Source organism: Anaerolineales bacterium, assembly GCA_037382465.1.
GTDB lineage: Bacteria > Chloroflexota > Anaerolineae > Anaerolineales > E44-bin32 > WVZH01.
Window position 1 is genome coordinate 1 of sequence record JARRPX010000107.1, and the last position, 9,047, is coordinate 9,047.

Consider the following 9,047-nt stretch of genomic DNA (forward strand, 5'->3'; position numbering starts at 1 on the left):
GATCATCGCCGCCGGTGTGCTGATCGAGATCCAGGGAGGGGTCATCTGGGTACTGGCGGCCATGTCGGCCGGGTTGTTCCTGCTGGCGGTTGCCAGTGTGGTCCGGCCAAACGAGCGGATCAACTTCGGGCTCTTTAAATACGCCTCGCTCTACATGTTCAGCGCGATGATTCTCGTATCTATATGAACCCCCTTTTCCAGATCGCATTCTTCTCTTCCTGATGATTGAGTGACTTTTTTCTTTCTATCGCAGTATGCGGTACGTCGCTGACCGGAGTTTCGAATGAGAAACACATGGTGGGCCAGGTTATTCCTGCCAGCGGTGGTCAATGTCTTCCGACTAAATAAATGAATCAGCAAGAGATTATTCACGCCTGCCTGCGCATAAATTATCCTGGCACCTTCACATCATTTGCATAACCGGGAGCAGATGAGGCATGAGGGCGTGCAGACGTCAATGCGGCGACACGGATAATGCGAGTGACAGTCGATTTTCGGTGTACATGTTTTAGCGGATTAATATGGCTGACAATAATCGTTGGGGGTAAAGTCCAGACCGGCTTCGTATTCTTTCCTGAAATGCTCAATGTCTGCCTCCAGCCATCGCAGGGATTCTTCATCCGTTCCCGGCCACTTACCCGGATCGGATAATTCTTCGTAAAGCTGCCAACCCACATCCCTTCGTCCCCATTTATCGTACATAACCAGGATCTTGACCAGCGGCTCAACGTCGCGAGATGGGACGAATGGACTTCCGTGTCGTTCTCTCACGCCGTCGGCGATGGACGTTAGAAAATCCTGCAGATCAAACTGCGGTGTTTGATCGACATATGCATCTTCGTCCCAGTAATAAATCCAGAAAGTGCGGATGGGAGGATATATGCAGTCGTGATGTACCCAAGCCAGGTCTATTACGAGAAGATCGAGATAATGAGGATCGTAATCCCAGGGGGAGATTACCCCCGGCAAGTCTGCCACGAGATCAACGATGGTTGTTCCGTCTTTGACCTCAAAGATATGGACTTCACTACCGTCAATGTTGTTTCCCCAAAGGAAAGTGACTGCGATGTCGATGTTGCCATTTTCGTTGACATCCCCCCACCCAAACGGTAGACACGCGAGGGGCGCAGGGTACATTTGATCCATAGGAGATACTGTGAGGGATGCGATTCTCTCGTTCAGCTTTGATGCATCTACGTGGTGAATCAGTCTGGTCCCATCCATATCGGTATAGAAGAATAGAAGATGGCAGTTATTCAACTCCCGGCTTTCATATTGGATGTAGGAGTAAGTATTACCAGCATCGTCGATGGTATCGAGCTGCGGCGGCAGAGGATTATCGAAATCCGGACCCCCAAAAACCATTCCACCCGTATCCACACCAATAAAAAATCGTATTAAATCTCCTTGCGTGTAACCCTCAGCCAGTAGATCATCGAGTATTGGATCCGAAAGGGGAATCGGTGTCGGTGTGGGGGTCGCAGCGGGGAAAGGAGTGTACGACGCTGTTGTCTCGATGACTTGCGTTGCTGCGGCAGTGGCCGCCAGCGTCTCAACAGCAAGGTTGGATTGACCGGCAGCGATTTCGGTTTCCTGGTTGACTTGTGATGGATGTGTAGTATCACATGAGGCCAGGTTCCCAACAATCAAAATGAATGTAAGCAGTAAGCCCGCTTTGGTTCTCATGCGTATTTCCTCCCCTGGACGACGAGATCGTACACTGAATATAGCGCCACAGAGTTACCGGGAAGTTACCGTTTGCATATAACAACCTGTCGCGTAATGAGGAATGGAGGCCGGCCCCATCGTTCATCCATCGGTAAAATATTGTGGTGAGCCTGGCAAGGTTTCAGGTTTCGTTCGACGTCGTGTTACTTATGGGGCAGATCTCGTGAAACGGAAGGTCACCCAGGATGCTCGTCCATTCCTCCTCCGACAAATTTCGTGGTGCACGCTCGCAGGCTGTGGCAATCAAATCTTCGATCGCAAGGTGCCATTGGCGTACCGTGTTATCCACACCGCCAGTGATGATGCGTGCGTTTGTGGGATCCCAAAGGCCGAGATTTACGGCGCCCTCGTGCCCGATCAATGTCTGCAGGACCTCACCACTATGTGCGTCCCAGACTTTCGCCGTCCCGTCGCTGCTTGATGTCACTAGCGCATCTCCGTTATCGATCCAGACAGCCGAGTTGATCGCGCCTTCATGCAAAGTGAAAGTGCGCAGGGGCTTCCATGTTGTCGTCTCCCAGAAGTGAACCGCTCCGTCAGTATCGAAGATGGCAATCTCATTTTGGTTGGGACTCCTTGTCACCCAGTCGATCTTTATTCCCTGGTCTGCGTTTTCGAAATGCGAGACGATCCCACCGCTGTTGGCGTCCCATATTGTGGTGCCTTCTGAGCTGATCGAAATAATCTCTTCGCTGTCCATATTCCAAAGCAGCTCGTCAAAAATATACTCATCTTCCAGGAAGATTTGCGCATCCAGGGCATCGACGTCCGCAACCCAATGGTAGGAGTCTCCATCAGCCGTACTGCCACCCACCAAAATACGTCGGCCGTCAGCGCTCCATATCACAGATCTCACGTTCGCATATCCGCTCCACATTTGAAGCGTATTACCGTTTTTCGCATCGAAAATGCGGATGAGGCCTTCGTCGCAGGCTGCCCACATTAGTGGTGAGGAAAGACCTGGATCGGGGTCGCGCGTACAGCCAACAGCGACGCCGAGGGCGCCATCGGGGCTCCAGGCGGCGTCCAGAAAGCGTTCTCGCGGCAGGTAATCGCCAAGCGGGGTGTAGATCTTCTTTCCCGGTCCTACCAGGTAAGATCTTGTGCCACTGGTTAAATTCCACGCAGCTACCCAACCGTCATTGCTGATCGAAAGCGCACGCTCAACGGACGAGTTCCACCACACATCCTCGATGCGGTCGGTGTAGTGGTCGACGGGTGCGGTTTCGATTTGTTTCAGCTCCTTACCCTCTGCCACATCGATGAGATGGAGGACTTCTCCGCTGGCGGCAAGCAGGGTGTTGGGTTCTCCCAGCCAGATGAGGGCAGCGACACCTTCACCGTAGTCTTCGAAGCGGAATTCGGGCAAAGGCGAATCCGGCGTCAGCGTCCAGAGCACAGTTCGGGTATCGCTTTCCGTGAGCAGGAGTTCGGAATCGTGAATCCAGGTGGCTTTCGAGACTCCGCCCTGATGCCCGCCGAGAACCGTGACCAACTCTCCGGTTTCGATGTCCCAGAGTCTCGTGATCCCCTGGCGGCTTCCGGATCCCGGTTGCGAACCCGAGGCGATGATATATTTCCCGTCCGGACTCCAGCCGATGAAATGGAGAAAACCCCATTGCCCCGGAAACGATAGCAGCTTCTCACTCGTCTGCGCGTTCCATACGTCGATTTCTCCATTCTGTGAACCAGTGAGGATCGTCGTTTCATCAGGCGACCAGGATGGCGAAAGCAGGAAATCATCTATCTCAACATTGAACTCATCAATTCCGGTTTCTACATTCCATACAATTACGGGTTCGTAACTGTAACCGTGCGCTAGAATGCGGTCTTCTGCCGCATTCCACTGCGCTCCTATGGCGATACCCAACTCATCAAACGCATAAATTTGTTCTCCGGTGTTGGCATCCCATAGATGAACGTCGCCCCCTGAACTCCACGTGAGAATGTACTGCCCATCACTGCTCCACCTCGCGCCTCGGGGTGTGTTTTTATGCCCTTCCAATCTCAGCAATTCTTCTCCAGATTGTGCATCCCATACCCGAGCAGTCAAATCCCTCGCCGCCGTAAGTATGCGATCCTCTTCCGGGCTCCAAGTGGCCACCAGAATCCGCTCGGTGTGGCCGCTGAATGTAGTTACAATCTTCTTGGCGTCCAGGTCGTAGATCATGGCGACACCTTCGTGAGGGCCACCGCTGTCGCTGTAGAAGAGGATCTCGTCCCCCGCAGCGTTCCAGGTGACGCCCGAGATTTTTGGGGTTATACCTGTGCCCAGCGAATTGGAATGCAGGCGCTTTCCCGAGAATACGTCCCAAATTTCGACAGTATCGCGCCCCCATACGGCGATCAAATCGCTGTTGGGACTCCACACTGCGCTGCTGCCATCGACCTCGAAGGTGTTTTCTGCTTCGGAAGCACCCAAGGGCCAGAGGTAGGCAATCCCATGAACACCATCCTGCTCCAGGACGAGGAAGTAACTTTCATCGGGACTGAGATAGATGTTGCCCTTGTTCCCATTGGGGACATCGACGATCTGCACGATCTGCCCAGGATGATTCAAGACCTGGCGCAACATCTGGAAGGCGCGATCCGTGTCGGCGTAGTTGGCGGCCTCTACCGCGAGTGTGAGGCTGAGATCCCAATCTCCTTCGTTCAACTGCTGATCCGCATAGGCGGTCAGCTCTCCTGAAAGCGCCAGATCGCGTTGTTCTTCGGCGAGGGTTTGCGCATCCTCGGCTTCAGCTTGCGCGGTGGCCCGAAAATCAGCCTCCATGACCGCTTCGGCCTGCGCCGTCTGGCGGACGACGACTTCCGTCGCCCGGGCGTTGCTCTCGCTGACGGCCGTGTTGCGCTGCGTCCAGGCGAAAATGCCCAGGCCAATGGAGAGAATCATTACGGCAGCAACGGCGATCAGGGTCTGGCGCTGCCGGCGGGTTGCGGCCGCGCGACTCGCCAGCAGATATTCGGTTTGCAGGGCGGTGGGCTGCGGATCCTTGTCTTTCGCGGCGGAAAGCCACGCTTCGGCTTCCTGCAGATCGCTGCCCCGCAGCAGGTAGCCGCCATCCTGATTTTTACGATCCCATTCCAGGGCGCGGGTTTGCAGGCGGGTGTGCATCTTTACCCAGGCGTGATCGGTCTGGAGCGCAGCGATCAAATCCCTCGTCGCTTGCTCGAAAATCTCATCACGATCCTGGAAGAAGATCCAGTTCAGCGCCCGCAGCGCACGCGGGACCCTTTCCGCTTCGATGTCGCTGATCACGATGGGCACCAGGCGTTTGTTGTTCTCAATGGCGTGTTCGATCTCCAGGCCGCAAATCTCGGACTCCACCGAAGTGTCGCTGATGATGAAAACGAAGGTATCCGCCCCCTCGATAGCTTCGTGGACCTCCGCCATCCAATCCACACTCGGCGGGATGTCCTGCCAGTCGTTGGTGGTTATCGCTGTGGTAGCGTGCAGCGCGATCCGTAATCTGAATTACTGTACAAAGAAGCCCTGCGGATTGCAAGCGTTCTGATCTCCTATTCTCCGCCGTCATCCGATCCAATATACAATTTTCCCGGCGCGTTTTCCGGAAAACACTGAGAAGCGCCTTTCCGCTGCGTGTGATTTGGGGGACGCAGCCAAATGGTAGGGGCTTGTGAGGTCGAGAAGCCGTTGAGGCACGTAATTACACGAAAGAATTCTGCAATCACGCGCACGAAGCAAATTCGAGGATTTTACTGACGCCTCTCTGGTGATGTGGCATAAGACACTCGTTCGGGTTTAATTGATTAACCGCGTTCGAAAAATCCGCCCATTAGCGAGGCTTTGTAGTTAGCGCACGATCGAAGGTTTTATCGGCTCACGAACGGCGTGGGGGATCACTCGGTCAATGGAACCGGAGGGAAGTAGTACTCGACCCGGATCCCGTAGTTCACGCTTTCCACTTTGGTGACCAAATCCTCATTCACCACCAGTTGACTTCCCAGTTTCGTATGGATGTGTTGTATGATTGCCGCGATCAAATTGCCGCGATGGAGTGAGATGTAATTCGGTGGGATATTGCTGTTCGATGGGGAGGGATCCGCACAGGTTGCAGTCGCGCCTCCGGTGATGCTGCTCTTTAATTGAGGCGACAGTATTTTCAACGGGATCGCGTCCCCGTCCAGACGAACCGATCCGCCGAATGTGAAAGTAAATTCGCCGGTTTCCTCCCAGACGTACCCACAGCGTTCGTCGTCCTCGCTGTAGATGTTTGTTTGATAGGTAAATTTGCCCTGGCCTTCGATCTGTCCGCTTGAATCGACCGTAAATTGCCCCGACCAATCCGACTGCATGGTGTCAAAAACACGCATGTTGGCCAACCCGTCGACAACCGCATTCATGGTGAATGTGTATTCGCCTTCGAGTGTCGACGGCTCATCGTCCTGCGACGAGGCCTCGTCTGGGGGTGCGCTCTGCGGTATGCCTTCATCGGCTCGCACCTTGGGTCCCGATGCGCATGCGGTTAACAATACGCCAAACAAGAACAAGCTGAGCAAGCGTGATTTTACGGAAACGATCATTCGAAAACTCCTTTCGTTGATCCAATCCCATCGATCCCGCCCATATTATCACAAACGGGGTATATTAAGTCCAAATAGAAGGGCGGCGTGATTATTATCGGGACGCCTGCATCGTTGTTTAATATTACATATGGGACTATAATTATCCACTATTGGGTGTGACCAACAGTGTATGCGCTGCATCGCCTGCTCCTATCGATTTCAATCCATGTGAGCGCCGTGTGCTTGCCCCGGAAGGGCGGAGTTCTTCACTGGTGAAGCAGCCTCACTCACTTGACGTGTCAACCGACAGTGGAATACCCCGTTCGTCCGGGGTTGATACTTCGAAGTCGATGGAACTCGAATTAATGAATTTCTGGAAGGAGTCGAAATGCGAAGCGAGAGTTGGACGATAATCATTTTTGGATTGTTGTTTGCCGTCTTCATTTCGTCCTGTACAGGTTCCGAGCAAGCGCTCGATCAAAATGCTGAAGCGGCGAATTCGGCATCCGAATCGCCGGCCGTTCCCAACGTTGATGACACGGTTGCGGGTCCATCCGTCCTGAATTTGGACGATCCCGGCCTCTATCAGTATCGCGACAAGGATTTTTCCACCAGCATGCGCTTTGAATACGAAGGCGAATCATCGGGAAATGTCACCATTGACGGCGAGTGGTACGCCGGCGCTACCCCCGGCTACAGTTTTACGTTCGACACATCGTTGTCCATGTGGGCAGATGTGGTGCCGTTCACGTACATCGGGATGAACGGCGTGCAATACCTGCTCGCCTCGTACACGGGTTGCTCCGCAGAAACAGAAGACCTTGAAAACCCTTACGACGATTATTTCATCAACGGCCCGTACCTCACGGGCGATGTGCCGCTGGTCGAAAGCGGGATCGAGATTAACGGGACGATCGTCGACCGCTATGAAGTCACTGACGAGAATCAACGCTCTGACGAGGGATCGGCGTTCTATGATTTCGAATTTTTGGATACCCAAGGCAGTGTTTACGTCGATCGTGTCAGCGGAGTGATCGTGCGGCTCGAGCAGACCGGTGCCGGAGTGGATAAGGGTATGGATAGCGAAAGCCCACAAGAGGTGGACATCGACTTCCAGTTGGATTTTGTGTTGAATCCCGACCGGCCGGGCCTGGTGCTGCCCGAAAATTGTGAAAGCGTCGATCCGGGTTCGATGGCGGAAGAACCGGCTGGCGTCTCTGCGGATGTTCCCCTGCCCATTCTGGACGACGCCATGAACATTTCGACACAGGCTGACTTGGGGATTTACGAGTACGACACCCTGTATGATTTTGATGCGATCGTGTCTTTCTACCACGATGAACTGGTCGCTCTGGGTTACGCCGTCGACAACGAATTGGCGTTTTCTCCGACTGCGCTGCTGCAGTATTCGACGGATCAGGAAAGTGTGGTTGTATCGGTCAACGAAAAAAAGGATGGGGACGGATACTCCGTCTCTCTGGTGTATTCGGGATCGTGAGAAATCCGGTCGGAGAGAGTATGTCGATACACAAAATGAGTCGAAACGATCTATTAAAAAACCCTTGCACGCCGCTGAAAGAAAAGAGGAACTACTGATGAAAGCAAGATATTCTGTCCTGATTCTTACCTGCCTCGTACTGACGAGCTGTGCATCTGCTGCACCCACCCAGGTCCTCACGCCCACCCCGACGGAGGGAGCGACGACTTCCGGTATTGAAACCGGTGGGTCGACCATCGGCGTCGAAGGCGAACCAGCGACGTTCACCTGGACCCAGAAACATGAATTTGACTGGATCTCCACCGGCACGGCCACGACTTGCGACGGCAAACACTGGAACCTCGAGCTGACGGCCGAGTTGTCAATACCCGAGCCGAAAGGCGATTACTTCGTGTCGGGCAGCCTGGATTTCGAGGTCGACGAAAAGGGGTCGATTGGCGACCTGCTCGTACCCGTGGAGGGTGAGCTCGTCGTTGCCAACGGTACGGCAGCATTAGAGGATGAAATCAAATTCAGTCTCAAATTCATCGATGATGGCAAGGCCGTTGAAATTACCCTGGCGAGTAACAACACCGGCACGATCGATTATGGCGGAGGCGAAATCGAAGAATTTGGCGTCATATATCCGAACGGTCCGGTGATCACGGCGACGTTGATGCCGTACGACGGCTGCAGCAGCCCGTGAGGGCGCTCGGCTCCAGACGAAATAACCTGCGAGATCGGGTATCGGCCGGGCTAAAAAAATGCCACGAGATAATTTCGCCATCACGAACAAGAAACGAATTCATGGATTTGACCCGCGTGTCTATGGCGAGGTAATATGAGGCACTCTTTGATATTCAACTGAACACAGCATTCGAAAATTCCGCCCACCAGCGGGGCTTTGTCGTGCATCCGCTCGTGGGCGGTTCTGCATTTACTACCTTTATGGCCCCTTTCGTTAAAAGATCGCGAAATCCCGGGACGCTTGTTTGCTGACCGAGATGGATTCCTTGAAATCGAGGGCCATTCGATCGAGCACGATCCCATTTCCATCTGGTTTCGATGGCCGAGCGGTTGACGCCGTTCGGGTTCATGCTGCTGTCGACGGTGATTGCGCAAAGCAAAGAATTCGAGTGGCTTGCGTACGAAGCGGAAAGGATTGTTTCAAGGTTATGCGCAGATGAGCATGTTGTCTGATCTACAATTGCTCCTTAGTAAACTCAAGGGCGGCACCATCGGAGCTGGGCACCATCAAGTCAGGGACAATCTTGCAGCAGCAGGATTTTGTGTGATACGTCAACTGTCGATAAAT

At 53.7% G+C, this 9,047-nt stretch carries 6 protein-coding genes; 3 read left to right on the top strand and 3 right to left on the bottom strand.

Annotation, left to right across the window (positions count from 1 at the left end):
- The coding region (locus tag P8Z34_16785) for a hypothetical protein (GenBank protein ID MEJ2552329.1) at window positions 1–187 on the top strand (187 nt) is incomplete at its 5' end.
- Window positions 188–516: 329 nt separating this feature from the next.
- On the opposite strand, the gene P8Z34_16790 is transcribed toward P8Z34_16785, so the two are convergent.
- From P8Z34_16790 to P8Z34_16800, 3 genes are all read right to left on the bottom strand, one after another.
- Window positions 517–1,686 (bottom strand): hypothetical protein, encoded by a 1,170-nt coding sequence (locus P8Z34_16790; GenBank protein MEJ2552330.1) that lies wholly within the window; start codon window positions 1,684–1,686, stop codon window positions 517–519.
- Between the two features lie 163 nt (window positions 1,687–1,849).
- Entirely contained in the window at window positions 1,850–5,143 is a 3,294-nt protein-coding gene (locus P8Z34_16795) for a TIR domain-containing protein (GenBank protein ID MEJ2552331.1), read from the bottom strand.
- A gap of 446 nt (window positions 5,144–5,589) precedes the next feature.
- Window positions 5,590–6,273, bottom strand: coding sequence for a hypothetical protein (locus tag P8Z34_16800; GenBank protein ID MEJ2552332.1), 684 nt, complete (start codon window positions 6,271–6,273; stop codon window positions 5,590–5,592).
- A gap of 370 nt (window positions 6,274–6,643) precedes the next feature.
- Here P8Z34_16800 and P8Z34_16805 point away from each other — a divergent pair, with 370 nt between their 5' ends.
- Window positions 6,644–7,753, top strand: coding sequence for a hypothetical protein (locus tag P8Z34_16805; protein MEJ2552333.1), 1,110 nt, complete (start codon window positions 6,644–6,646; stop codon window positions 7,751–7,753).
- 97 nt (window positions 7,754–7,850) lie between these two features.
- Entirely contained in the window at window positions 7,851–8,438 is a 588-nt protein-coding gene (locus P8Z34_16810) for a hypothetical protein (protein MEJ2552334.1), read from the top strand.
- The last annotated feature ends 609 nt before the right edge of the window (window positions 8,439–9,047 follow it).

Excerpts from the sequence above, each read along its gene's own strand:
- P8Z34_16800 (MEJ2552332.1), bottom strand. The coding sequence starts at position 6,273 with ATGATCGTTTCCGTAAAATCACGCTTGCTCAGCTTGTTCTTGTTTGGC.
- P8Z34_16810 (MEJ2552334.1), top strand. The coding sequence starts at position 7,851 with ATGAAAGCAAGATATTCTGTCCTGATTCTTACCTGCCTCGTACTGACG.
- P8Z34_16790 (MEJ2552330.1), bottom strand. The coding sequence starts at position 1,686 with ATGAGAACCAAAGCGGGCTTACTGCTTACATTCATTTTGATTGTTGGG.
- P8Z34_16805 (MEJ2552333.1), top strand. The coding sequence starts at position 6,644 with ATGCGAAGCGAGAGTTGGACGATAATCATTTTTGGATTGTTGTTTGCC.